Here is a 24874-nt window from a genome sequence, read left to right on the forward strand (position 1 = left end):
ATCATTTGATGTGGAACCCTCCACGGATACTTCAAAAACCTTTAGATCGTTAAAGGCGATTTCCCTGAACCTGTAACTGATTTTTGAAAAGGAAGTAAAATCAATCGAATCCTTCTTCCCGAATCGATTGAATCGATCACCATATTAAAAGATGAATCGGCAATTCAGCTATATGGTGAAAAAGGGAAAGACGGGGTAATTCTGATTAAAACCAAAAAGTGACCGGGGATTTTTGGAAGTACCTGAGTGACCTGAGTTCCTAAGTGCCAAAGTAAGACTGCGGTTTTTTCTGAACCTTGCCATTTGGTCATTGGTCATCGCGGCTTGCGGCTTGGGGCTAAAAAGTACCTGAGTAGAACCGCGACTGAATACTGTTACTGAACACTGGTAGTTTCTCCCGTCTTCGGTAATTCGTGTGGTGGTGTCTTCGTGTTCAATTCTTCTTATGGATGCCACCTCCTCCCCCTCGTTTGAGCGAAGCGGGAACGAGGGGTTCGCTGTTTTTGAGTTTTAAACTCAGCATTATATTGTTGTTTGTACATTCACAAATCCAGAATCTCTTGCCGAACTGTATCCGGCAGCTGCCGGACCGCCCGGGAAACCATCATTGCCAGAACCGGATTTTCATTCGAAAAAAACTTAGTTAATATACTATATTTCTGTACGTTCTCATGGAACTCGCATGGACCAGTGACGACTCTTCTATCATTTTTTTTCATTTCTTTTTGTGTTGGCACCATTAAAACTATTTCAGTAACATGCTCGTTTCATGCGTATAATTGATCCGTTGCTCAATCATTCCTGTATTTTTGATTGAAAGATATTAAGTAGTGCTTTTCAATGCAATACGTTTGTTTATTGTCGTTACAAACAGCTTGTCCCGATAGCAATCGGGAACCACCAACTAACCCCTTGTCACCGCTGGCGCTAAGACGAGGGGGCGCCAGCAGGGGGACCTTTTGTTTAATCCATTATTACTACTTCCTCAAATTTCGAATTTTTTACTTCAAATTCTTCAAAAGCTTTCTTTATTCGTTCACTCACAATCAGCATAGGGCGGGCATACCCAACTACTTTCATGGGTCCTGCCTCTAAATTCGACACACCCAAATGTTCCCAGGTGTTAAACAGGTCGGAAGATTCCAAAAAGTCCTGGTTTATCCCCTTGTACATGAGCTTTAACGGAGTAATTACCGTCGGGATACCTTTTTTATAGTTTCCAATTTTTGCGTCAGCGTAGTATCCATTACTTTTACAGACTGGACATTGTCGTTCTGTTACCAAACCTTCGGAAAATGGTAAGGACTTCGGAAAACTTAATTCTGTATAAAAATGATATAAAGGAAGCTCGTTCTTTCTTGGGTCAATCACTTTTTTAAGTCCTGCAATCTTTATACTTTTTGAAAGTAAAAACTTATAAAGATTCTCAGAAATTAAAAAGTCACTATCAAGTGTCTCAAAAAAATCGATGTTGACTTTTGTAAGACCTTTACAATTTAGATTACCAACAAGCTTTGCTCCTGTACCACAATTTTTACAAGCATCCTCTAAATAGTAGGTACTTTTACAACTTTCGCCCTAGGCCTTGCATAATATTTTATTACAAAGTATTTCATTATCAGACTTTTAAGTAATTAATAACCTAAGAATGCTTTTACAATTTCTATCCATGTAGGTTCTGTATAGACATTTTGATAGCTATTCATCATTTGGGTCTTTGTATATTTTTCCTCCGCTGGCGCAAATTTGCAATTTGTGCCTTTGCCCTATTGGGCAAATTCCGTCGAAATCCGGACAAGCCATTTTTTGCTTTTACAAGCAAGACACGGTTTGCAAAACCGCGCCAGCGAGGGGGACTGGAGCTTTTGCTTTTTTAATCCATTAGATTGAAGTATTCCTTGACGGTTAAAGGAATATCATTTAAATGTGGCCGTCTTTTTAATTCATTCAATAAGTCTTCTTTAGTATTTATGACCTGTATTTTAGAAACTAATTTACAAAGTATCAATTGCTTTAATTCCCTTTTTCTATCCTCATCTGGGATGTTATTTTCAAGATCCAACAGTTCTTTAATCCTTGTGTTTTCATTGACGTCAATTGACCCAAATCCATTGAATACGTGCATCATTACATCTTCTAAGGGAATTGACTTTACTATATAGCCATAGTTAATATAAAACCTATTGCTGAATTGCGATTTTTGAAGGTTGACCATTTTGGTAAGTACATCACCGTTTATAACCCAAAAATTGCCTTTCCTTTTAAATCCAATTGGAATAAATAATTCACTTAAAATATCTGTTAATTCTTTTTTTCTCATAATGAACTTTAATAAGTATCCAAAACTGTTTTCCATATACCACCAAAACGTTGCTCAAAGATAGATTGATATTTGTTTAACTGAAGAACGCCTTGTTGTATGGCTCTTGGGTTAAACGGTTTCAATTCATAAATTGTTTTGGTGCTAAAATCAACAAAGTCTGGTCGTATGCCTGATATTTTCCCAAACTCTTTAAACCGACCAAGCTCAGGAGCATGTTCAGCTAATTTATAAGCTGCGTGCATTTCACGCCCAAGAGATAAGCTTGATTTTGTATATTGTAAGGCTTCAACCCCCGTCTTAGCGGCAAATTGAGTCACCGGCCTGGCAGCTTTTGAAGCTATAGAAACCGTTCTAATGCCGCCTACTGCCGGAACTATAGGAAGTACCGCCAACGCGAACTGGGTAACAGGGTGATTTAAAAAAGCAGTATGTCCCTGATGTATCTTTTGCGTAATCGCCGCCACTTTTGAAAGATCGCGTCCATAAACATAAACTGTTCCTAGGGAGTATTTAGCTTCTAATACACCATTCTGTAAGAGACGTACTTTTCCCGGTCCGCCATCATTGGCATAAGCCAGCAAAACGGGGTCTTTGGGTAATTCAAAAAGATTGGACAAGCTTGAGGTTTCAGTTGCAAAACCGTTCAAGCCGCCAATCTGAGAATATGCGCCAAGACCGGACGAAGCCATACCTATGTAAGTCCACGGGCTTTTCCAATTCCAGTTTCCCGGATTAAAAGGGTTACCACCATTATTTGCAGCGTGCATAAAATTGGCTTGCACTCCGCCAAAATAAGCCATTGCTGCAATGTAAATAAGCTCCCCTATAAGTTCCCCACTTGGATCGGTATATATCAACGGGTTATTCAGGCAGTAGCTGTACCTGTTAAAATTCTGGCTGAAATCAGGCAACTGTACGTAATTATCGGGGCTGAGGAATCTTCCCAGCAGGGGGTCATACATCCTGCCGTTCATATCAATCAAACCAAATTCCGGCAAATGCTCATGCCCGGTGTAGCCGCGGTGGAAGCCAATGGTGTTCTGGGTAACAGTCTGTTTTCCCCAAGCATCATAAGTGGCACGAAACAATGCTGCCCAGGTGGTCGGTATGGGCATAATAGATCTTATCCGACTGTCCCGATTGCTTCACGTAAACAGCCGCCAGTCCGTCGCCACCTCCTATATAGTACAGTTCCGGTGTCACGGTTTAGAATTACTTATTTCAAAGAACTTTTTTGCTTTGTTTTAAGGATTTGAAGAAGCCATCCGGCGGTTGGCGGACGGCTTCTTTCCTCAATATATACCTGATAATTAAAATACATAGATAGTAAGCATTACAAATACCATGAGTGCACAAAACCCAATCAAAATATTTGAAAATCCATAGGAAACCAGATTTATTGGATCTTCCTGATCAGGGCCATTCCAGAGTTCCTTAAATGACTTTAGTTCCTGTCTAAAGAAAACATGCATTAAATATTGAAAAAGAAACCTTATTAATACTCCAATAAATTCAAATACAAACGATCCCCAGAACATAAAATTGAATTTTAAAATCCACTAAACACAAAACTTCCAAAGCCAACGCCTTTCCAGACATTTTGAAAATTATTATTATTTCTAATAACATAGTTGTATTGACGGATAAAGACACCTCCCTCTTTCGCTGCATAAATTCCTGTACCTTTGAATAAATGATTAAATTTTGCCGCATTTAAAGGGGCTTTTGCAATGTCCAAAGCTTTACTAATTTTTGAAATTGGCGCAAACGTAGTAATTGTATTAATGCCTGCATCTACAAGCTCAGAACCTTCTAATCCTGCACCGTTTAAGTGAGCAATATGATCTGGTAGTTTTTGGAGAACCATTCTTTGAGTTGTAATCCATGCTTGATCAATAGTATTATATCCCAAATCTCCAACAAATCCAAAATTATCACGAAATCTTTCCCAACCGTTAGATTTATAGGAATTAATAAATTGATTTGGCTGTGCCTGAAGCAGGGCATTCAACGAATTTAAACCACTATTGGCAGCAAATGCCATAGCTGCAATATTCTGCATATTGTCCACTCCTCCAAAGGGAACTTCCGTTATCACTGAAGGCAAAAGTTGTACAAACGCAGAGCGGTTATCAATCCATGTCCCATATCTTTCAAAATTTAATTTGCCTTCACCCAAATGAGACAAGAAACTACGTTTACCAGTTACAATGTCATTGGCCCATTCGCAATGTTCAAGCGTTTGAGAATACCCAAAAGCGGCACTCGAAGCAATCGATACATATGTCCACGGGCTTTTCCAGTTCCAGTTGCCAGGATTAAACGGGTTGCTACCATTTTTAGCTGCGTGCATAAAATTTGCCTGCATTCCTCCAAAATAGGTCATGGCCAGGATTGGCAACCAAGCTATTTCGCCGCTCGGGTCATTATATTTCAATGGATTATTGAAACAATAGCTGTAACGGTTAAAGTTCTGGCTGAAATCAGGCAACTGTACGTAATTATCGGGGCTGAGGAATCTTCCCAGCAGGGGGTCATACATCCTGCCATTCATATCAATCAAGCCAAACTCCGGCAAATGCTCGTGCCCGGTGTAACCCCGGTGGAAGCCAATGGTGTTCCGGGTAACAGTCTGTTTTCCCCAGGCATCGTAAGTGGCTTTAAACAGGGAGGTGCCGTTGGCATCGGTCAGCGAAATAATGCTGCCCAGGTGGTCGGTATGGGTGTAATAGATCTTGTCCGACTGGCCAGCCTGTTTCACGTAAACAGCCGCCAGGCCATCGCCGCCACCAATGTAATACAACTCACTTGCGGCAACAATCTTCAGTTTTTCAAAGAACGCTCTGCTAAGTTAGCGAAAGTTCTAAAGAAGCAGCCCGGCAATCCGAGCAGCTTCTTCTTAATTTTCCCAGTATACATTACAATTGTACACCAACGTGGTACTTTCCTCCCCGCAAGCCTGCCACTGCTCGCAGATCAGCGCCAGCGGGGATTTGTTTTACTAAAAGTACAAGTTTTATTATTCTATATGTGCTATCTCAAATTCAAAACCGCTTAGCTTTTCTTCTTCTACCATTGTTCTAAAGGCAGGGGAACAAAAGTAGATAGGTTCTGGCCGTAGTAGCCCCCGTTTAACTCCCACTTTCTGCTTACTTACAAATAAATCATAAGTGTTAATTGATGGGGCATTTAAAACATAGGGTTCTGACAATAAATTTAAGCCAATAGTATGCCCTTTTGGGCATTTATAAACTTCCTTTTCAATTACAACATCGTAACCCGAGATATTGTAAACACCACCACTACTACCTTCTGAAGATTCAAAAGGATTATCCCCAGCAATGGTATTTTTCGTAATCTCTAATTCTGGCGATAAAGCAACTAACTGGTAATAATTGAAAGCTCCATTCCCAAAAGCCACAGGTTCGAAAGCTATTCCTTTTAATCCCCTTTGTTTAAATGCGGCTGCAAGTCTTTCCGATATTACTACTTCTCCTGCAATGGTTCTCGCAATATCTTTTTTAGGGATTGACCCCTTTTTGAGTTTCAACGCTCCAACCTGCTTCCTGTTTGCTCCGCATATCTCACAAGCCACGGTTTCATCATATATTGTCCCGCATTCTTCGCCTGCTGGTTCAAACGCTGTTTTTATTCTCAAATGAAATAAAGTAGCCGCATCTAATTCTTTCTTGCTGTACTTTCGTTTGATTTGCCAGCTATAAAAAAAGCCTTTATCAAACTTGTCTTTAACATACTTATCTATAAGTGGTATCTGATAATACCTTGGATCATCTTTTGTCAATTCTATAACTTTTACAGATTTAGATAATTGTCCCAAATCTTTTCCTTCATCTGCACTAAAAAGCAAATGTGCAAAGTCATAATTTATTCTAAACTCGGTTATCTCTTTCATCTTATTTTTTGTTTAAAATCCGAAACCTGGTGGTAGTGGATATCTTGAATAAACATCTTTCATAATCTTCAACATTTGCGACTCATCAAGTGGCCCTAAGCCGTAACCTCGAATACTTCTAAACTCGTTTGTAATTACTTGATGGTATGCTCCATCTAAAGGGACAAGAGCTCCATTCTTTGCACCTCCTAAGTATTTCGGGGCAATATGATGTAATTCGGTTATACCTGCTTTTTTAGGGTATAGCTTCTGCGCAGCTTTTACTAAATCATCAGAATATTGAGTTACCCCCTTAGCGGCAAGTTGAGCCACCGGCCTGGCAGCTTTTGAGGCTATAGAAACCGTTCTAATGCCGCCTACTGCCGGAACTATAGGAAGTACCGCCAACGCGAACTGGGTAACAGGGTGATTTAAAAAAGCAGTATGTCCCTGATGTATCTTTTGCGTAATCGCCGCCACTTTTGAAAGATCGCGTCCATAAACATAAACTGTTCCTAGGGAGTATTTAGCTTCTAATACACCATTCTGTAAGAGACGTACTTTTCCCGGTCCGCCATCATTGGCATAAGCCAGCAAAACGGGGTCTTTGGGTAATTCAAAAAGATTGGACAAGCTTGAGGTTTCAGTTGCAAAACCGTTCAAGCCGCCAATCTGAGAATATGCGCCAAGACCGGACGAAGCCATACCTATGTAAGTCCACGGGCTTTTCCAATTCCAGTTTCCCGGATTAAAAGGGTTACCACCATTATTTGCAGCGTGCATAAAATTGGCTTGCACTCCGCCAAAATAAGCCATTGCTGCAATGTAAATAAGCTCCCCTATAAGTTCCCCACTTGGATCGGTATATATCAACGGGTTATTCAGGCAGTAGCTGTACCTGTTAAAATTCTGGCTGAAATCAGGCAACTGTACGTAATTATCGGGGCTGAGGAATCTTCCCAGCAGGGGGTCATACATCCTGCCGTTCATATCAATCAAACCAAATTCCGGCAAATGCTCATGCCCGGTGTAGCCGCGGTGGAAGCCAATGGTGTTCTGGGTAACAGTCTGTTTTCCCCAAGCATCATAAGTGGCACGAAACAATGCTGCCCAGGTGGTCGGTATGGGCATAATAGATCTTATCCGACTGTCCCGATTGCTTCACGTAAACAGCCGCCAGTCCGTCGCCACCTCCTATATAGTACAGTTCCGGTGTCACGGTTTAGAATTACTTATTTCAAAGAACTTTTTTGCTTTGTTTTAAGGATTTGAAGAAGCCATCCGGCGGTTGGCGGACGGCTTCTTTCCTCAATATATACCTGATAATTAAAATACATAGATAGTAAGCATTACAAATACCATGAGTGCACAAAACCCAATCAAAATATTTGAAAATCCATAGGAAACCAGATTTATTGGATCTTCCTGATCAGGGCCATTCCAGAGTTCCTTAAATGACTTTAGTTCCTGTCTAAAGAAAACATGCATTAAATATTGCAAAAGAAACCTTATTAATACTCCAATAAATTCAAATACAAACGATCCCCAGAACATAAAATTGAATTTTAAAATCCACTAAACACAAAACTTCCAAAGCCAACGCCTTTCCAGACATTTTGAAAATTATTATTATTTCTAATAACATAGTTGTATTGACGGATAAAGACACCTCCCTCTTTCGCTGCATAAATTCCTGTACCTTTGAATAAATGATTAAATTTTGCCGCATTTAAAGGGGCTTTTGCAATGTCCAAAGTTTTACTAATTTTTGAAATTGGCGCAAACGTAGTAATTGTATTAATGCCTGCATCTACAAGCTCAGAACCTTCTAATCCTGCACCGTTTAAGTGAGCAATATGATCTGGTAGTTTTTGGAGAACCATTCTTTGAGTTGTAATCCATGCTTGATCAATAGTATTATATCCCAAATCTCCAACAAATCCAAAATTATCACGAAATCTTTCCCAACCGTTAGATTTATAGGAATTAATAAATTGATTTGGCTGTGCCTGAAGCAGGGCATTCAACGAATTTAAACCACTATTGGCAGCAAATGCCATAGCTGCAATATTCTGCATATTGTCCACTCCTCCAAAGGGAACTTCCGTTATCACTGAAGGCAAAAGTTGTACAAACGCAGAGCGGTTATCAATCCATGTCCCATATCTTTCAAAATTTAATTTGCCTTCACCCAAATGAGACAAGAAACTACGTTTACCAGTTACAATGTCATTGGCCCATTCGCAATGTTCAAGCGTTTGAGAATACCCAAAAGCGGCACTCGAAGCAATCGATACATATGTCCACGGGCTTTTCCAGTTCCAGTTGCCAGGATTAAACGGGTTGCTACCATTTTTAGCTGCGTGCATAAAATTTGCCTGCATTCCTCCAAAATAGGTCATGGCCAGGATTGGCAACCAAGCTATTTCGCCGCTCGGGTCATTATATTTCAATGGATTATTGAAACAATAGCTGTAACGGTTAAAGTTCTGGCTGAAATCAGGCAACTGTACGTAATTATCGGGGCTGAGGAACCGACCTAATAATGGATCGTACATTCGGCCATTCATATCAATCAAGCCAAACTCCGGCAAATGCTCGTGCCCGGTGTAACCACGGTGGAAGCCAATGGTGTTCTGGGTAACAGTCTGTTTTCCCCAAGCATCGTAATTGGCTTTAAACACGGAGGTACCATTGCCATCGGTCAGCGAAACAATGCTGCCTAAGTGGTCGGTATGGGCGTAATAGATCTTATCCGACTGGCCGGCCTGTTTCACGTACACAGCCGCCAGACCGTCGCCGCCTCCAATATAATACAGTTCGCGTGTCACCCCGTTTTGAGTTACTTTTTCATAGAACCCATATTTTTTACAAAATTTAAAAGAAGCCATCCGGCAATTGCCTTTGCCGGATGGTTATTACTATCATTTCAATACAAATTATGGTGCAATCTCTATCGGGATATATTCATCCTCAACATCTTCAATATCATAACTGGTTGTATCCAACAAATTTTCCCTTTCAATATAGTCGTATAGCTGTTTATAAGCTTCAGGTACACTGAGGATACCTTTTAAAACCAAAAAGTTGCACCGCCTAATCATATCTCCTTTTAAAAATTGTAACGAAACTGAGTCATGTTCGTTCTTTATTCGTTCATACTTATATATCCGTTCATCTTCTTTCAATTCTAAGGTATCACCAATTATTGATAAAGAATAAATTCTGTAGTCACCTAATTGAAGGGAATCATTCACAAAAGAATATCTATATGGAAAATAAAATGGGATAAACTCCTGAACAGGAATATAAGTACTGTCATTCAGAAAATGTAGTTCCCCATATTTATTTTGCCATGCTCCAGCCCACGAGCCAATTAGCTTTTCCCTTAACTGTTGTTTTTCTGGTTTTTCCTGTCCTTGCGACATAGGAGAATTGCTGCAGCTAATACATATAACAATTAGAAATATAAACCAATTTATAAATTCTACTTTTTTCATGACCTTTATTTGTTAAGAAACCGACTAATATCAAACGGATGAATTATCGAAATCGAGTTATAATAATCTTTCAACGCGTTATAACCAATCTTTGATCCCATCTCGATATCCAGTAATGGAACACCGGTATAACCTATTATGTGTAATCCTAGCTTTCGGCTAAATGGGCTATTCCCAAATCTTATCCCATTCTTTTGATTGATTTTATAGAAAGACGGATCTGTTTTCAACATCATTTCATTGACATTACGCTGAACAATTCTATAGTTATGCTTTCCATTTAATACCCCCAGCCTTTCAGTATACATATCTCCAGGACCTGATCCTATTCCCCATTGAGGGGTAACAATCTCATGTAAATTTTTTATTCCATTGGATGCATTAAGATATTTAATTCTTGCCACAATATCGTCAATTGGCTGATCCCCTTTCATAATATCTACAGGGCCTGTGATATAATCGTTTGCCGCAGATGAAGCGACCAGGTTTCCGCTGTATTCCATGGCAAAAATATTACTTCGGGGTATCCGCCCCGTCCATGGATTAACTCTTGCATCAATTCCCAACTCTGCTAAAATCCGGTTTTGTTCCTGAGCTATGGAATACCCAGAAATTGCGCCACTTACAAATCCCATGGCAGCAGGACCGGCCCAGCCCTGGAAAAACGGGTCGTCATCAATCACATTCCCAATGCCATTAATGCCAACCTGAATTCCCGACTGCAATATTCCGTTCGGAATTGCGCCTGGGGTTTGCATAAAAGTTCCTAAAGAACCTGTCATATTCAGCCCCGACATTGCCCCTGACCCAATCCCAATATACGTGCTGGAACTTTTCCAGTTCCAATCCCCAGGGTTGAACGGGTTATCAGCGGTAAAAAAGTTTGCCTGCATTCCTCCAAAATAGGCCATGGCCAGAATTGGCAGCCAAGCTATTTCGCCGCTCGGGTCATTATATTTCATCGGGTTATTGAAACAATAGCTGTAACGGTTAACGTTCTGGCTGAAATCAGGCAACTGTACGTAATTATCGGGGCTGAGGAATCTTCCCAGCAGGGGGTCATACATCCTGCCGTTCATATCAATCAAACCAAATTCCGGCAAATGCTCGTGCCCTGTATAACCTCGGTGAAAGCCAATGGTGTTCTGGGTAACAGTCTGTTTTCCCCAGGCATCGTAAGTGGCTTTAAACAGGGAGGTGCCGTTGGCATCGGTCAGCGAAATAATGCTGCCCAGGTGGTCGGTATGGGTGTAATAGATCTTGTCCGACTGCCCGGCCTGTTTCACATACACAGCCGCCAGGCCATCGCCGCCACCAATATAATACAGTTCGCGTGTCACCCCGTTTTGAGTTACTTTTTCATAGTCTCCTCCAAAGATAATGGTTTTTACATCGCTGCCGTTTTTCTTCAGCGCCGATTTCCAGCGTTGCCGGTCGGGGCCATAGGTAATATCGAGCCGGTAAGCATCTGCGCCAAGGGTATCGTGCAGGATTTCGGCCTTATTAAAGGTGGTATAACCGATATGCTGCCCTTTCGCCTGAATCAGGTTATCGGTGTTGTCAACCGCGGAAAGCGCGTGTGGGCCAAAACCAATATATTCATAATCGCCCAGGCCGGTTTTCCATTTGATATTCCCATTCGCGTGGTAGTCAATATCCATAGTTACAATGCCGGTCAGCGGGTTATCAACCTTTTCCAGCCTGTCGAGGCCGTCATAAAAAAATCTCTCGACGCCTGATGCGTCTGATCTCCAGTTAAGATTGCCCGTAACCCTGTCAAAACTGTAATTCAGCTCACGGACAACAGTGCTCCCCTTAACGGTCTTCAACTTCGTGAGCAAACCGTCCGAGTTTAGCGTTGTTGTTGAAGTCATAGTACTGCCAAGTTGTGCGGTGGTTACCGTACCGCTGGCATTGGTCAATGACCAAACGGCTTGCCCGCCCGCGGTTACGGTTTCGAGGTTGCCCGAGGCGTCGTAGGTGCGGCCAAGCTGCACCCCACCCGGGTAAGTGGTTGTTTGCAGTTGCCCGTTGCTGTTATAAGCATAGCCGTACTCCAATATACCGGTCCCGCCAACCTGCCGTTTTTCGTTATATACCCTGCCATACTGGTCGTGCAAATAAGAGATGTAATTATTCCCGGTTGTCACCTTGATTAACCGGTTCAGGTCGTAACCTGTTGTCCCGTAAGCATAATCGGTCGTTACACCTGCCAGTTCCGAATAGTCAATGCGCCCCAGGACATCGTAAACGGCTTCGTAGTGGTTACCACGGGCATCGTCCTGGGTTTTTACCCGTCCGGCGGCGTCGTAAGTGTAATTGATCGTTCCGGCGTTGGGGTCAACCAATTGCTTTTGGTTACCTGCCGCATCATAGTCCATCGTAAAAGTTGCCCCTCCCGTAGTTATCGACTTTGGCTTGCCAAGCGACTTATATTCATAAGAAACATTGGATAGCGGATCGGTAGAAAAAACGAGGTTGCCCCAGGCATCGAACGTTTGGACATAGTTTTGCCCGTTCCGGGTCGTGGTCACCTGGCGGTTACCATAGCCATAGGTTATACTTTGCCCGCTGCTGCTGCTTTGCTGTTTGATCCTTCCCCTCGCATCGTACTGGTAACTTTCGGTAATCAACAGGTCGCCTTGTTGGGTATCCGTGCTTTCCAGTTCGCCTTTGTTGTTGTACTGCCTGGTAATAACAATGTCCATCCCCTTTGGTCCAATGGTTTCGGTAACGGTCTCGCGCCCCGTGCGGTCGTACCACTGTTTTACCCAGGGCTGGCCATTGCCCATCGTAAGCGTAAAATACCTTTTTTCGATATTATCGTTCCAACCCGAACGATAAACTGTTTTCCGCCCGTCGGGCAGGATGCTGGTGGTCGCCCGTCCCCAAGTGTCGTAGGCGTGGGTCGTTGTCAGCAAATTTGCCGGGTTGGTTTCGTCTTTCTCCGTTAGCGGGTTCCCCCAGGTATCGTAAGTATATGAGACTACCGATGACGAAGGCGTAGTATATACCTTTGCCGGGAAACGGTTGGTGGCATCGTAGTCGGTGTAAGAGGTCAAAGCCGGCACACCAAAGCCGCTGACTTTCGACTCTTTCAGGTTGCCAAAGCCGTCGTAACTGACAAACTCCGTGGTCAAAGCAAGCGAAGTGCCATCGTTCTCCACTTTTGTTTTTGGGTATCCTTTCGTCGCGTCATAGGTTAGCGAAGTCTTTTGGATAAACTCCTGGCTGTCATCCGCATGTTTCCCGATTGAATTGATCAATTGCGGCTGATAACGGCCACCTGCCAGAATATAGTTACGGAGCTCTGTTTTTTTGTACATCGAACTGCTTCCGTATTCTGTTTTTTCATCAGTCAGGTAGCCATACGTACTGTTATAGGTGTAATATGTTGTATTGGTATTTCCATCGAGGTCTTTGTCCGTTTTTTTGTTTGGATAGGCAAAAAACTTCTTCGACCCCTTATCTACATAGGTGTAATCCACGGTAGTTTCAGCAGTATTTGCATTCACTGTCGTTTTCGAATAGGTTTGAGCGGGAGCGAACCAGGTAGTATTGATCGATGCCGTTCCTTTTTCGGCCGTTATCCCTTTTGTAGTGTTACTGGCAATGGTTGTCATAAAGCCCATAAAACCTTTCCCTTGCAAGTGCACTTTAGCCCCTTTGTAGCTGTATGTTTCGTTCATGGTACCGGCTATGCCGTTGTCGTAGGTTACCGATGTGACAGCAGACATGGGTGGTGTTATATCAATCAGCGGGTATGCAGCCCCGGTACCTTTAATATAAACACTGGCTTGGGTTAAAGGAGCATAGCTTATACTTGAAGCGCCGCCCATGCCGGAAGTTACCGAAGCAATCATGCCGCTACCAGTTGTGAGCCCGGGGTTTTTATAATAACGCCACGACTGGGTAGTACCGGATCCATTGTAGCAGTTGTACCCGTAGTTCATCAGCTCGATTTTACCATCGCCGTTAAAATCTCCGGTAACCATAAACTTACTAAAGGCATCGGCTTCGTTGGTTGAGCGGGCATACGAAACCTGCGACAGGGCAGTACCGGTCGAGCGCATCCAGTAGGTAAGCGTTTCGCGGTAAACACCCCACGGACTGCTCCACATATCATCTTTTTTGTCATACATCGCTTTATGGATGACCACATCCGATTTCCCGTCCAGGTCAAAATCAAACACCTGGCAATCAAATTTATCATCGTCTTTTCCCGTGAAAGTCTGGTCGAACACCGGTAGTGTGCAAGCCAGGTATTTGGCGAACGTTCCGTTGCCATTGTTTAAGGCGATGTACCAACTGCTGTTCCCGGTAGAAGTACTCCCCGAATCGTTCATAATAAAATCGGGCAACCCGTCGCCATTGAAATCGCCCATACGCATCATCTTGTTGTTAGCCAAAGTCGTACTACTATACATATAACTATTGGAAAGCGTTTGTGAACTGATGCCGTTTCCCTGGTTCCAGAAGATTTTATAGCCTCCATTGTAAAATATGATGACATCCGATAAGCCATTTCCATTGAAGTCTGAAGCAAATATTTTCTCCGGTTTTGAAGGCAATAACAGGCTAAATGAGGCACTGTACAAGGTTGTTCCAGAGTTAAGCCCGACAATCTTACATAAATAATACCCGTTGCTGTTCCCTTTTTCAATATAGGCAAGATCACCTTTCCCATCGTTATTGAAATCACCGGTTGCATATAAGGGCATTTCATTTGTATTTTGCAGAATGTCCACAACAGTAATATTGTCCGGAGTACCACTAACAAATTTAAATTCAACATATTTTCCCAGGTCACTTATACTTAAATGTGGCACAACCATCTCCATAATTCCATTCCCATCAAAGTCAATGGGGGTACAGCCGGCTGTTTGTTCTTTCCAATCGTCTAACTGAAGGTCGGCTCCAATATCATAATAGTTGCCGGTCAGAAATTGAGGGTTGCCATACGCATTCAATGATCCCCAGTAAATGTAGGCATAGTTCTTATTGATCCAGGAATTAGGCCCGGTGGGTATCCTGATAGGAAACACACTCACCAAGTCTGTTATTCCATCTCCGTTCAAATCAGCCGCCTGAAACGCCTGATCATCAAAAGGAACAGCAGGATAGACCGATGCCGCGCTTACCGATGAAACAATACATTGTTGCGAGAACGAAGGCAGGTAATTCCAGTTTAACCGGATGGGCTTTAAGGCTTCTCCGTTCCCGTTTTTCCCGGTTACCGAAACCAAGCGTGAAAACTGATCTGAATTGGCATATTGCAGTTCGTATTCGCGGTAAGTGGTTGTCCCGGTCTTGGTTTTAACCTTGCTCAACCGTTGGTACATGCCTCCCTTCGTTGCGTCCAGAACAAACAAAACCGGATCGGGGCGCGATTCGTACGTGAATTCCACCTTGTTCTCAAAAGTTGTGGACACATTTTTATTTTTTCCATAGGAAACTGAACTCAAATACACAAAATAGGAACCTGAGGTGTACGTGTAATCCATATAGTTTCCCAACGGGTCTTCTACCTGGTTTAAATACCAGGCGGTTACTTTACCTCCCGAAATGGTTTGTTTAGAGTTGGGCGTATTGCCGTAGGTGTATTTCATTCCGTCTTTCGAAATCACTTCAAACCAGGTATTACAGGTTGTTCCGCTGTAGGTTCCATGTACAATTACTTTGGTAAACGGATCTGATTCGGGGTAATAAATGGCCCCTTCCTGTCCGGCGTTACCGGAATAATAAATCAACCTTTTACCATCGAGCACATAAGCATCAGCGCCCAGATAGGTTAAACCCTTGGCGGTAGTATCGTAATAAACGCTTTTTGGCGTACGGGTTATCGCGGATGTCCCGGTCAGGTTCGCCCCCCAGCCGGCAATGCCATTGCCTGCTTGACTGTTGTATACGATCGATATGGTTGGTTGCATTCCGCCAACTCCAACAGGAGCCATTACGGGAACATTAATCGTGGCCGCCCCGGTTTCCGAGATTACCAGGTTACCTTGAGTGGCCCCCACGGCATCGGGATCCGAACTGTAGTAATCCGGTGAATCCGGGTAGCTAAACTCATCATAATAACCCGTAATCGCAGTCGTAATAAATCCATCACCATAGTTGCCTTCCGACACCACGTAATAAGCGCCGGCCTCCAAATCCATCCGAATAAAGGCCTGGTAAGTGTTGGTGCAGTGTCCATCGCCGGAGTAATTATCATTGCTCCCGATGAGGACCCCGGATGCATCCAGAAGGGACATAAACGTGTTGGACAAGGCTGAGCCGCAGTGGGTCATTACGACGGTCATCCTGCGGGTCAGCGTAAACTTATAAAATACATCGTTAGTCGTTTTCCCGGTGTATTTGTTCGTAAAATCTACCGTGTTCCGGGTATCTGTAAACGTAAAGCTGTCGCTGAACTGGCCGGCAATGATTGGCATTTCACGGGTATCTCCTGCTTTGAGAATCTCGGCAGTCATTGTTCCTCCGTTAGGGGTATAAGAATACCCAATTGTGAAGGTAATACTGTTGGTGGCCTGGTGAAGCTGATTCCCGCTTTCGGCGCTGCTCAATACCAAATCGGCTGTTTGTCCAACTACCATAAGCGAAGCTGTTACCAGTACCAGCAAGGTAAGGTATATCTGTTTCATAAATAAACTTTTTAGGTTGGTGTTATTCTTTAATAATCTTCCACTCTCTTTTTTCGTCCGTTGTACGGATAAGCAAGATATACATCCCTGAAGGATAAGAAGAAAGGTCCAACTGGTTGCCGGTTTCCCTAACTTGTTTACTGATGAGCAATCTGCCTTGGGAATCATAAACCCCCAGTGTTGGCTCTATTCCGCTTATTCCGGGCATGTCAATGCGTAAAAGCCCTTGTGTTGGGTTGGGGTAAATGCGGATTTCCTGGTTGCCAAGCTTGGATTCAAGGACATCTTCTTCCTGGTTTTGTGAGGCAATGGCGGCGCTTTTTGATTGCAATACAATTACTTCACGGTATTCCCGGTTCCCGCTCAGGTCGTATTTGAAGCGAATCCTGTTTTGAGCAATTGTCCCGGCAGTATTAGCCAGTAGTGTTATGCCCAGCAATATGAGAAAAAGTATTAATCGGTTCATAATAAAGTTGTTTCGGTTGTGATAATATGCTGATAAAGTAAAGCTTCAGATTTCCCGAGACAAAATTTTGTTTAATTGCCTGGAAGCAAGGATTTTACTTTGTCGGCCAGTTCTGTTAATTGGGCTTTCAACTGGTCAATTTCAGACTGCTGGCGGTCAATAAGCTCCTGCTGTTCTTTCATTCCTTCCACGATTACAGGAATTAACTGGGTGTAACTGATAAATTTGTTTCCTTTTTCATCTTCGGCAACCACGCTGGGAAATACTTTTTCAACATCCTGTGCCAGAAACCCGTAATACTGCTGTTGAGATGGGTTGAACTTGTTTTCACCCTCATTGCGGGTCAACTCCTGGGCGTTTATCTTGTAATTGTATGACTTCGCACTTAAGCCGGTTAGTTTGGTCAGGCAACTATTCAAGTTAACAATATTTTCTTTTGCCCTTTCATCGCTGGTAGTAAATGCATTACCACTTCCGTCTATGTACCATTTTTCGATCATTCCGTCTTCATCGTAAACCCTGAGAAGTCGGTTGTAGTCACCGGGGCTGTATATAACGGCATAATCCCCGTCACAATAGAAGCCGGAACTTTCACTCAGGTTTTGTTCCAGCAGGAACCCTTTAGTCGTTACATTGGGGTTGAAATCGAAATTAATAGCTCCTCCTTGGGTGCCGACATCAGTCATGTGCAGGATTGCGTTCGTGTTTACTTTCAAAGAGCCATCGGTAATGACCTGAATTTGAGAAAAAACATTGATGAAAAACAAACACTGTAAAGTTGTAAAAACAATTTTTTTCATAATTAATTTGATTTTAGTTGAACTAATTTTTGTTTATTTATTTACTGCACCCACTTGCCGATCTGACAAGCGGGTACTTGTTTTTATATTTTCCTGCCCTTACCTTCCATACACCGTGGAAAAGGCTTCCGCGGGGTATGGAAAAGGCTTGCAAGGACCGTGCAAAGGGCTTACACCGATCGTGCAAAGGCTTTGCACAGATCATGCAGAAGGCTTGCACGGTGCATGTAAAAGGCTCTCTCAAACGATTGTTAACTCGTCGGGCAGGCTGCCTTTGCGCAGGTTTTTGGTGTTGTAAAGAATTGTCCGCACTTCGAGCCGGTACGTTCCCGCCGCTAAGGCCGGCACCAGGAAATCGACTTGGGCCGGTTTGTTGCGCGAAACGGTGGCCACGCGGGTTTCGCTGCCATTGGGCGCAACCAGGAAAATGCCCTGGGTGGCATCGGCCGGGTCGAACTTCAGGCGGCTGCCTTTCAGCTGGGCAATGTTGCCGGGGGTAAGCGTCTCGTTACGGGTCCCGCTGCCCAGGTCGTCGAGGTAAAGCGGATCGGGTTTCGGGCTGGCGCCCTGCACACGGGTAACATTCACCCCGGCAACCATCTCTTTCAGGCGGATTCCGGGACTTACATTGATCTTTACCGAGTGGACCGAAGGGTTAAAACTTTCATCCTCGCGGGTAAATACGCCTTTCACCGACAGCGAAAGGTTAAACAGGGGCGTGTTCACGGCAAAGCCGTTTTTCACTAATTGTTCAAAGGCCAGGGCATATTCTTCAAACATAGCCAGGGCCTCGGCCTTGGTTACCGTTGAACCGCGGCTGATCATCAGGTTAATCACATCGTCCTGCGTTTTACTTTGCAGGTTTTGCACCACCGCCATGTAGTCGGTCGGGTCGGTGGTCAGGTGGTTTTCAAACAGAGCATAGTTTAATGGCATAATCATTGGTTTTTTTATCTGAAAACGGTTATCTCGCAAACATGCGCCGGGCAAAAGCTGATGTAAAATAACCCGGAACACGAAAAACAGGGCTGTCCGCCGGGCAGGGTTGCCGTTTGGACTAAGGTTAATTAACAGGTCGGAATAATAAAGATCGAATCGATTAAACCGGCTTCATGGGTTAATTCACTGATTCAGACAGAAGTACCCCCCCCTCGATGTGTTGTTAAACAGAAATATTTTGTTCAAGAAAATTTGGATTTTGTTCGTCAAAGACAGTGATTCAAAAACACCCCCAAAAAGTATACTTTCGTTGCAAAAAACGAACATTTCAATTTTGGTGAACAAAATAATACGGGCGAAAAAAAGTGAAAAGAAGTGATCGGTGATCGGTGATCAGAATTCGGTAATCAGTAATCAGTGTCCAACTGAGGATTTGTTTGGTCATTGGTCATTAGTCATTGGTCATTAGTCATTGGTCATTAGTCATTGGTCATTAGTCATTGGTCATTAGTCATTGGTCATTAGTCATTGGTCATTAGTCATTGGTCATTGGGGCTTGGACAGCATGAAACTTGGAACTTGAAATTTGGAGTTTGCAGCTTGTTCTCTGCGGAACTTTGAGCTTCATGGCGTTCTCTGCGTTAAAAAAGTGCCTGGGTGCCAAAGTGCCAAAGTAAATGCGACTTTCTCTTGTCTCCGGTTTCCGATCCTTCGTTAATCGTCAATCCTTGATTGGTAATCTATAATTCGTGTCCTGCTGCCTTCGTGTTTAAATATCTTCCTGCCTGCTCCCCGGGTGTCTCCGGCAGTTGCCGGATTACCCCGGGCTACCCATATTTCACTCCGCCGGGGTGGGAGGACAATCGGGGAAGAGTGATCGGTAATCAGTGGTCAGTGCAGCGTGGAGCACGGGACACGGGGCTTGGGGCAGGAACTTGGAATTTGGAACTTGAAACTAAAAAGTACCTGAGTAGAACCGCGACTGAATACTGTTACTGACCACTGGTACTGGTACTGAACACCGGACACTGCGACTTTCTCTTTTCGGTAGAATGGCCTGAAAAATTAAAGCCGTCCCAATGCAAAGTTTGAGACGGCTTCTTTTTAATCTCTTATCAAAGCTTATGATAATGTTGCCTGACCCGGTGACCAGTCACAGGGAGTCAGTTTGCCGGTTTTTAAGGCTTCCAAAACACGTAACACCTCAGGGACATTACGTCCGATGGCCAGGTCGTTTACCGAAACCCAGCGGATGACACCCTCGGGATCGACAATAAAAGTAGCGCGGTAAGCAATTTTTTCTTCAGCTTCCAAAATACCCAGATCTTCAGCCAGCGATTTGGATGTATCAGCCAGCATCGGGAATCTCAGTTGTTTTAAACCGGCATGGGCGTTACGCCAGGCCAGGTGAACAAACTCAGAGTCGGTCGAAGCGCCGATCAGATTGGCATCCAGCTTGGCAAACTCGTCGTAGTGCTCGTTAAATCCGGTAATTTCGGTGGGGCAAACAAAGGTAAAATCTTTTGGCCACCAGAAAATTACATTCCATTTTCCAAGTGTCTTCTCTTTGGTCAGGGTGTCAAACTCTTTTCCGGCTTCCACCGACACAACAGCCGTTTTTTTGAATTCGGGGAATTTATCTCCAATTGTCTTCATTGTAAGTAATTTAAACGTTAGAATTTTTGATTGTTTTTTTTGAATCAACGAGCTTATTTAGATTAAATAAGATTTGCAGGCAAAGATAACATTGCCCCGTATGCCCGTCAAATTGATTATTTTTATTCGGAATAGACAAAAACTATAACAGCCGACAGAAAATTTGAGATGTAAAAGAGATTTAAGACGAGGCATTTATAAAAACATTTAAGCCCTTGGTCCGAGGAATGGATGAAAACAGTTTGGCATATCGGACGGATAATTTTATCTTTATGTGGTTTTTGAAAGATGTTAAACAATCTGTCATCAACAAAATACCTAAATCAATTTCAATTTTTTTTAAACTATGAAGAATAAGTCAAATGAGACAAGTCAGGTTTCCAGAAGGTCATTTTTGGGAACTACTGCAGCCGCGGCTGCCGGGATTACCATCCTTCCGAGCCATGTAATTGCCGGGCTTGGCCACAAAGCCCCGAGTGACAAACTAAACATCGTTGGTATTGGTGTCGGCGGAATGGGTTTTGCCAACCTGAAAAATCTGGAATCACAAAACATCATTGGTCTTTGTGATGTCGACTGGAAATATGCCAAACGGGTGTTTGACTATTTCCCGAAAGCCGAGAAGTTTAAAGACTGGCGGGAAATGTATGATAAACTGGGTAAATCGATCGACGGAGTTGTGATTGCAACAGCCGACCATACCCATGCCATTACTGCGGCTCATGCCATGACGATGGGCAAACATGTTTACCTGCAAAAACCATTGACACACTCGGTGTACGAGTCACGCTTATTGACCAAGCTGGCTGCCAAATACAAAGTAGCCACATCGATGGGTAACCAGGGTTCTTCGGGCGAAGGCGTTAACCTGACGACAGAATGGATTACCAACGGCGAAATTGGCGAAATTACCAAAGTGGAAGCTTTCACCGACCGTCCGATCTGGCCGCAAGGCTTAAATACCCCTGAAGTAGGGCATTGGGTTCCTGAAACACTGGATTGGGATTTATTTGTTGGTCCGGCAAAAATGCGTCCGTTCAACGAAGTATATCATCCGTGGAACTGGCGCGGTTGGTGGGATTATGGTACCGGCGCCCTGGGCGATATGGCTTGCCACATCCTGCACCCGGTATTCATCGGGCTCGAATTGGGTTATCCGACCAAAGCACAAGGGAATTCAACCTTATTGTTGCAGGATTGCGCTCCTACGGCCCAGTCGGTTAAACTGACCTTCCCGCAGCGGACACCGAAGAAGAAAATGAAAATTAAACTTCCCGAAGTTGAAGTTTATTGGTACGACGGCGGAATCAAACAAATGCTTCCCGAGGGATGGCCTGCCGGCAAAAATCCAAATGATGCCGGTGGTGGCGTGATTTTCCACGGAACGAAAGACAAACTGATCTGCGGTTGCTACGGTGTAAATCCCTGGCTGTTGTCGGGTCGTAAACCCAGCGCTCCGAAATTCCGTCGCCGCGTTGAAACCAGCCACGAAATGGATTGGGTACGGGCATGTAAAGAAAGCGCCGAAAACCGCGTTCCGACGGCATCAGACTTCAGCGAAGCCGGGCCATTCAACGAAATGGTGGTGATGGGCGTACTCGCCGTACGTTTGCAAGGCCTGAACAAAGAACTGGAGTGGAATGGTGAAAAAATGGAATTCACGAACCTGAAAGATGACGAAACCATCAAAACGGTAATCAAAGACGGTTTCAAAATTCACGACGGCCACCCGACATTCGACAAAACCTGGACCGATCCGGTTCCGGCCAAAGAGTTTGCGGCTGAACTGATCAAGCACACTTACCGTGCACCGTGGAGCCTGCCCGATATGCCGGCTTAATCTTGAATTTGTTAAACATCAATATAAAACGGGATCGGATTATTTCTTATCCCGTTTTTTTATTGTTGCCGAACCAAGCCCGCATAATTCCGTTATTTTTGTTTTTTTGAGATAAACCCTAAAAAACGTTTTATGTTGAAAGTGAATGAATATTTCGGGGGAACAGTCAAATCGGTTGCCCTTGAAAATGCAGAAGGAGTCGCTACTGTTGGCGTGATGGAAAGCGGCGAATACGAATTTGGCACCTCATCCATTGAGCTGATGACGGTAACCAGCGGTGTGCTCGACGTTTTACTTCCCGGCGAAACAAACTGGAAAACCTTTGTTAAAGACGAAACCTTCCGCGTTGAAAAGGATGTCCGTTTCAAAGTAAAAGCAAACGGACAAGTCGCTTACTATTGTTTATACCTCTGAGAAATTGACGTTTTAATTTGTCTGTTTTTTTATAATCAGCATTTCTTATTAAATTGTCAGGCGTTTTTCCTAAAACAACCCTATGAAACCGGAACAGCCAACACCCAGTCGCAGAAAGTTTATTCAAGCCACCGCCGGTATGATGGCCGGAATAACCATCCTTCCCAGCCATGTAATTGCCGGACTGGGACATCGTCCGCCCAGCGATAAGCTGAACATTGCCGGTATTGGTGTTGGCGGTATGGGTTACCGTAACCTGAAAAACATGGACACCGAAAACATCGTTGCCCTGTGCGATGTCGATGAAGCCTATGCCGGACGAAACTCCTTTCGGGAGTGGCCGCTGGCTGCTCAGTATAAAGACTTTCGTGAACTTTTCGATAAGCAAAAGAACATTGATGCGGTGATGATTGCTACACCCGATCACACCCATGCTTTACCGGCATTGATGGCCATGCGGAAAGGCATTCATGTGTACCTGCAAAAGCCATTAACCCACACGGTTTACGAATCGCGGGTGCTGGCCGAAACGGCCCGGCGCTACGGTGTGGCCACCCAAATGGGAAATCAGGGCAACTCGGGCGAAGGGATCCGGCAGATTTGCGAATGGATCTGGGCCGGAAAGATTGGCGAAATTACCCGGGTCGATGCCTGGACAAACCGCCCCATCTGGCCACAGGGACTGGAACGTCCGAAAAAAGAGATGCGTATTCCCCGCACACTCGATTGGGACCTGTTTATCGGGCCGGCAAAATACCGTCCGTACAACGAGATTTATACGCCGTGGAATTGGCGCGGGTGGTGGGATTTCGGTACCGGGGCATTAGGCGATATGGCCTGCCATATTCTCGATCCGGTTTTTAAGGCGCTGAAATTGGAATATCCCGCTTCGGTGCAGGCAAGTTCGACCCCCGTAAATACCGAATCGGCCCCCAACGCCGAGATGGTGGTGTACGAGTTTCCGGCACGCGATAACTTACCCAAAGTAGCCATGCCCCCGGTTACGGTGAATTGGTACGACGGCGGGCTGATGCCTGTCCGGCCCGATGAGTTGCTGCCCGGCGAACAAATGGGCGACGACGACGGGGGCTGCATTTTTTACGGCACAAAAGGAAAGATCATGTGCGGCACCTACGCAAAAAATCCAAGCCTGTTGCCAACCAAAGAGATGGCTCATTTTGAGCAGCCTGTCAAATCCATCCGGCGTATTGCCAATGCGATGGAGGGCGGACACGAGCAGGACTGGATCAGGGCCTGCAAAGAAACCCCGCAAAACCGGGTTGAGGCTTCATCCAGCTTTAATTATGCAGGGCCATTAAACGAAATGGTGGTGATGGGTGTGCTGGCCGTGCGCCTGCAAAGCCTGCAACGTAAATTAACCTGGGATGGTCCGAACATGCGCTTTACCAATATCAGCAGTACCGATCAGCTAAAAGTACTGACAAAAGATGATTTTGTAGTGGTGAACGGCGATCCGCGTTTCAACAAAACTTACGCGACCTTGCCGGCTCAGCAAATGGCCGAGGAATGGATCCGCCACAACTACCGGCAGGGTTGGGAACAGATTTAAATGAACCAACAGGTTCTGAAGATTAGAATGTTAGAATATTAGAATATAAGAATGGTTTTTTGAAGTGTGAGGCTATATTTGACCGAGCTGCCGTTTAATTTTTTGTTCGATTTCCTCGGTTAACTCTTTGATATCGCGGCCTGCCGGATCAATAGCCGGCAAAGCCGTGTAAGTTAACCGGACACCGAAGCTGAGCGGGTAGTATCCTTTGTTCGTCAGTTGGCTGTTGCCGTCAATCACAAAAGGAACGATTAAGGCCGATGGGGCCGAACGCAAAAGCGAAGCAATTCCGGCATGCTGAAAACTTTTTACTTTCCCGGTTTTACTGCGCGTTCCTTCCGGGAAAATACTGGCCGAATAACCTTCCTGTTCAATGTGTTTTCCTAACCTGGATATCTCAACAATCGATTGTCGCCCGTTTTTCCGGTCGATCAGGGCAGAGCCGCCGTGCCGCAAATTATACGAGATACTCGGAATTCCTTTTCCCAATTCCTTTTTAGAGACAAATTTGGGGTGATGTTTCCGAAATCCCCACACAATGGGCGGAATGTCGAAGGTGCTTTGGTGATTGGAAACAATCAGGAGGGGGCGGCCTTGCGGGAGTTGGTCAAATCCGCGAAAACGGATACGCGCCCCGATGACAACCAGGCTGTAAAGCAACAGAAAATTCAAGACGTCTACCGATTTTTTCCGGAGTTGATACCCGCCCACTAAACGGCAAACCACCTGGACGGGGTGAAATACCAACAGGAACAAGCCGAATAAAAACAGATAAACCGGAGTCAACAGGTAAGCCAATACGCTCTTCATGCCTTTCGTTTTAAATT

Annotated in this window: 20 protein-coding genes; 4 read left to right on the forward strand and 16 right to left on the reverse strand. The window is 44.3% G+C overall.

Going from position 1 to position 24874, the window contains the following annotated elements:
- Window positions 1-963: 963 nt before the first annotated feature.
- From AC6H3C_RS02845 to AC6H3C_RS02865, 5 genes are all read right to left on the reverse strand, one after another.
- Complete coding sequence (locus AC6H3C_RS02845; RefSeq protein WP_497519118.1) at window positions 964-1371, reverse strand: hypothetical protein; 408 nt, start codon at window positions 1369-1371, stop codon at window positions 964-966.
- Window positions 1372-1873: 502 nt separating this feature from the next.
- Window positions 1874-2320 carry a DUF4304 domain-containing protein gene (locus tag AC6H3C_RS02850; protein ID WP_497519119.1) on the reverse strand — a complete coding sequence of 149 codons (447 nt, stop codon included), beginning with the start codon at window positions 2318-2320 and terminating at the stop codon, window positions 1874-1876.
- A gap of 8 nt (window positions 2321-2328) precedes the next feature.
- On the reverse strand, window positions 2329-3438 hold the full coding sequence (locus AC6H3C_RS02855) for an RHS repeat-associated core domain-containing protein (RefSeq protein WP_497519120.1): 1110 nt from the start codon (window positions 3436-3438) through the stop codon (window positions 2329-2331).
- Complete coding sequence (locus AC6H3C_RS02860) at window positions 3392-3526, reverse strand: hypothetical protein (protein ID WP_497519121.1); 135 nt, start codon at window positions 3524-3526, stop codon at window positions 3392-3394. Before AC6H3C_RS02860 ends, AC6H3C_RS02855 begins: the two co-directional genes overlap by 47 nt.
- Window positions 3527-3872: 346 nt before the next feature.
- On the reverse strand, window positions 3873-5021 hold the full coding sequence (locus AC6H3C_RS02865) for an RHS repeat domain-containing protein (RefSeq protein WP_497521243.1): 1149 nt from the start codon (window positions 5019-5021) through the stop codon (window positions 3873-3875).
- Between AC6H3C_RS02865 and AC6H3C_RS02870 the strand changes: the two genes are divergently transcribed.
- A complete protein-coding gene (locus AC6H3C_RS02870; RefSeq protein WP_497521297.1) occupies window positions 4902-5381 on the forward strand; it encodes a hypothetical protein in 480 nt (159 codons plus the stop codon). The two genes, AC6H3C_RS02865 and AC6H3C_RS02870, sit on opposite strands and share 120 nt — an antisense overlap.
- Here AC6H3C_RS02870 and AC6H3C_RS02875 read toward each other — a convergent pair.
- The 10 genes from AC6H3C_RS02875 to AC6H3C_RS02920 all read right to left on the reverse strand — a co-directional run bounded on the left by AC6H3C_RS02875 (window position 5343) and on the right by AC6H3C_RS02920 (window position 20223).
- Complete coding sequence (locus AC6H3C_RS02875; RefSeq protein ID WP_497519122.1) at window positions 5343-6236, reverse strand: hypothetical protein; 894 nt, start codon at window positions 6234-6236, stop codon at window positions 5343-5345. The genes AC6H3C_RS02870 and AC6H3C_RS02875 overlap by 39 nt on opposite strands.
- 12 nt (window positions 6237-6248) lie before the next feature.
- The gene (locus tag AC6H3C_RS02880; protein ID WP_497519123.1) at window positions 6249-7346 is read right to left on the reverse strand and encodes an RHS repeat-associated core domain-containing protein; all 1098 of its coding nucleotides are present in this window, start codon (window positions 7344-7346) and stop codon (window positions 6249-6251) included.
- Window positions 7300-7434: a hypothetical protein gene (locus tag AC6H3C_RS02885; RefSeq protein WP_497519121.1), complete on the reverse strand. Its 135-nt coding sequence runs from the start codon at window positions 7432-7434 to the stop codon at window positions 7300-7302. Before AC6H3C_RS02885 ends, AC6H3C_RS02880 begins: the two co-directional genes overlap by 47 nt.
- A 346-nt stretch (window positions 7435-7780) precedes the next feature.
- Entirely contained in the window at window positions 7781-9106 is a 1326-nt protein-coding gene (locus AC6H3C_RS02890; RefSeq protein ID WP_497519124.1) for an RHS repeat domain-containing protein, read from the reverse strand.
- 48 nt (window positions 9107-9154) lie between these two features.
- Window positions 9155-9715 carry a hypothetical protein gene (locus AC6H3C_RS02895; RefSeq protein WP_497519125.1) on the reverse strand — a complete coding sequence of 187 codons (561 nt, stop codon included), beginning with the start codon at window positions 9713-9715 and terminating at the stop codon, window positions 9155-9157.
- A gap of 5 nt (window positions 9716-9720) precedes the next feature.
- Entirely contained in the window at window positions 9721-16362 is a 6642-nt protein-coding gene (locus tag AC6H3C_RS02900) for an FG-GAP-like repeat-containing protein (protein WP_497519126.1), read from the reverse strand.
- Between the two features lie 22 nt (window positions 16363-16384).
- Window positions 16385-16828, reverse strand: a complete 444-nt coding sequence (locus AC6H3C_RS02905) for a T9SS type A sorting domain-containing protein (RefSeq protein ID WP_497519128.1) — start codon at window positions 16826-16828, stop codon at window positions 16385-16387.
- A 71-nt stretch (window positions 16829-16899) separates the two neighbouring features.
- Window positions 16900-17628 carry a tail fiber domain-containing protein gene (locus AC6H3C_RS02910; protein ID WP_497519130.1) on the reverse strand — a complete coding sequence of 243 codons (729 nt, stop codon included), beginning with the start codon at window positions 17626-17628 and terminating at the stop codon, window positions 16900-16902.
- Between the two features lie 240 nt (window positions 17629-17868).
- Window positions 17869-18564, reverse strand: a complete 696-nt coding sequence (locus AC6H3C_RS02915; RefSeq protein ID WP_497519131.1) for a DNA-binding domain-containing protein — start codon at window positions 18562-18564, stop codon at window positions 17869-17871.
- A 1125-nt stretch (window positions 18565-19689) separates the two neighbouring features.
- Window positions 19690-20223 (reverse strand): peroxiredoxin, encoded by a 534-nt coding sequence (locus AC6H3C_RS02920; protein ID WP_497519132.1) that lies wholly within the window; start codon window positions 20221-20223, stop codon window positions 19690-19692.
- A 346-nt stretch (window positions 20224-20569) separates the two neighbouring features.
- Here AC6H3C_RS02920 and AC6H3C_RS02925 point away from each other — a divergent pair, with 346 nt between their 5' ends.
- From AC6H3C_RS02925 to AC6H3C_RS02935, 3 genes are all read left to right on the forward strand, one after another.
- Window positions 20570-22063 carry a glycoside 3-dehydrogenase gene (locus AC6H3C_RS02925; RefSeq protein ID WP_497519133.1) on the forward strand — a complete coding sequence of 498 codons (1494 nt, stop codon included), beginning with the start codon at window positions 20570-20572 and terminating at the stop codon, window positions 22061-22063.
- Between the two features lie 132 nt (window positions 22064-22195).
- Window positions 22196-22477, forward strand: coding sequence for a pyrimidine/purine nucleoside phosphorylase (gene ppnP, locus AC6H3C_RS02930; protein ID WP_497519134.1), 282 nt, complete (start codon window positions 22196-22198; stop codon window positions 22475-22477).
- Between the two features lie 82 nt (window positions 22478-22559).
- A complete protein-coding gene (locus tag AC6H3C_RS02935; protein WP_497519135.1) occupies window positions 22560-24047 on the forward strand; it encodes a glycoside 3-dehydrogenase in 1488 nt (495 codons plus the stop codon).
- Window positions 24048-24119: 72 nt separating this feature from the next.
- On the opposite strand, the gene AC6H3C_RS02940 is transcribed toward AC6H3C_RS02935, so the two are convergent.
- Entirely contained in the window at window positions 24120-24857 is a 738-nt protein-coding gene (locus AC6H3C_RS02940) for a lysophospholipid acyltransferase family protein (RefSeq protein WP_497519136.1), read from the reverse strand.
- Between the last annotated feature and the right edge of the window lie 17 nt (window positions 24858-24874).

The organism is Gaoshiqia sp. US2, from assembly GCF_059705485.1.